Source organism: Mesorhizobium sp. M7A.F.Ca.US.006.04.2.1, assembly GCF_004022915.1.
GTDB classification, from domain to species: domain Bacteria; phylum Pseudomonadota; class Alphaproteobacteria; order Rhizobiales; family Rhizobiaceae; genus Mesorhizobium; species Mesorhizobium ciceri.
Map to the genome: position 1 here is coordinate 1 of NZ_RZQA01001050.1, position 1,901 is coordinate 1,901.

General features: G+C 64.3%; 2 protein-coding genes. Both read right to left on the bottom strand.

Features of this window, described 5'->3' with window-relative positions; translation table 11 throughout:
* Positions 1–24: 24 nt before the first annotated feature.
* Positions 25–921 carry a YgcG family protein gene (locus EN925_RS34075; RefSeq protein ID WP_127369137.1) on the bottom strand — a complete coding sequence of 299 codons (897 nt, stop codon included), beginning with the start codon at positions 919–921 and terminating at the stop codon, positions 25–27.
* Positions 922–925: 4 nt separating this feature from the next.
* Positions 926–1,777, bottom strand: coding sequence for a YgcG family protein (locus EN925_RS34080; protein WP_013528993.1), 852 nt, complete (start codon positions 1,775–1,777; stop codon positions 926–928).
* Between the last annotated feature and the right edge of the window lie 124 nt (positions 1,778–1,901).

A 1,901-nucleotide genomic window follows, 5' to 3' on the forward strand; every position in this document is an offset into this window, starting at 1 on the left:
TTGGTCGTGTTGCCATGATCTGTCTCACCAGCTTCCTGAAGAACCGCCACCACCCGACGAGCCGCCGCCACCGGAAAATCCGCCACCGCCGGAAAATCCGCCACCGCCGCTTGACCCCGAGGGCCAGCCACTGCCCGAACCCGAAGACCACCCGCCGCCCGACGACGAACCGGTTGTCCAGCCAGTGCCCGAGTACCCGCTCGGCCCGCGGCCATAACGAAACGTCATGCCCAGCCATTTGTACACGCCCGGCGACAATTTCGTGCCGAACATCGGCGGCAGGAACGCCATCGCCATCCCGCCGAAGAACATCGTCGCCCACAGCATCAGGAACACGGCAAAGATCGGATCGATGGACGTGCCGTCATCGGCGGGATTGCGCTTGCCCCGCGCTTCCAGTTCTTCGGGATTGCCCTCCAGCACCATGACCATGTCGTCGACGGCTTTGCTGATGCCGCCGGAGAAGTCCCCGGCGCGGAAGGCCGGCACCATGTCATTCTCGATGATGAGCTTGGTGTGCAGGTCGGTCAGCGTGCCTTCCAGCCCATAACCGACCTCGATGCGCATCTTGCGGTCGTTCGGGGCAACCAGCAGCAGCACGCCATTGTTCTCGCCCGCCTGGCCAAGTTTCCAGAAGCGGAACAGCCGATTGGCGTAGGGCTCGATCTCCTCGCCATCGAGGCTGGGAATCGTCGCGACGACGATCTGGTCGGAACCTTTCGTCTCGAAGTCGGCGAGCTTCCGCGTCAGCGCCGTCTTGGTCGCGGCGTCGATGATGCCGGCATTGTCGATGACACGGCCGGTCAGCGCCGGCAAGTCGGTCGCGTAGGCCATGACGCAGGAGAACAGCACGACCGCAGCAATCAGGACGGCCGAGGCGAGGCGGTCGCGTTTCGACAGGCTGATGCTGGATACCATCATGCCATCACCAGCTTCCCGACGAGCCGCCGCCGCCGGACGAACCGCCGCCGCCGGAAAAACCTCCACCGCCGCTTGACCCCGAAGACCAGCCGCCGCCGGAACTCCCCGACGACCAGCCGCCACTGGAGGATCGCCGGCTTGGCTCGAAGGTCATGCCAAGCCAGCGGTAGCGGCCGGGGCCAAGCTTCTGGCCGAAGATCGGCGGCAGCACGGAAGCCGCAATGCTGCCGAAGAAGATGATCGCCCAGATGCTGATGAAGACGGCGAAGAACAGGTCGTCGGAATCGAAAGGCGCTTGCTGGTTGCGCTCGCCGCGCGCCTCCAGCTCCTCCGGATTGCCTTCCAGCACCATGACCATGTCGTCGACGGCCTTGCTGATACCGCCCGAGAAGTCCCCGGCGCGGAAGGCCGGCACCATGTCATTTTCGATGATCAGCTTGGTGTGCAGGTCGGTCAGCGTGCCTTCCAGCCCATAGCCGACCTCGATGCGCATCTTGCGGTCGTTCGGGGCCACCAGCAGCAGCACGCCATTGTTTTCCTTCGCCTGGCCGAGCTTCCAGAAGCGGAACAGCCGGTTGGCGTAAGGCTCGATCTCCTCGCCATCGAGGCTGGGAATCGTCGCGACGACGATCTGGTCGGAGCCTTTTGTCTCGAAATCGGCGAGTTTTTGGGTCAGCGCCGCCCTGGTCGCGGCGTCGATGATGCCGGCATTGTCGACGACACGGCCGGTCAGCGCCGGGAGATCGGCCGCGAGGGCGGTGAAGGGGAGGAAGAGGAGGCTTAGAAGAGCGAAAAGGAACCCTAGGCTTGCGTTCCGGAGCGCCCCCCTCTGCCCTGCCGGGCATCTCCCCCTCAAGTGGGGAGATTGGCCGCCATCTCCACTTTCACCAATTTTCAACGTCGCAAGATGGGCGTCAGCGCCGAAGCTGCCAATCTCCCCCCTTGAGGGGGAGATGTCCGGTAGGACAGAGGGGGGTGTT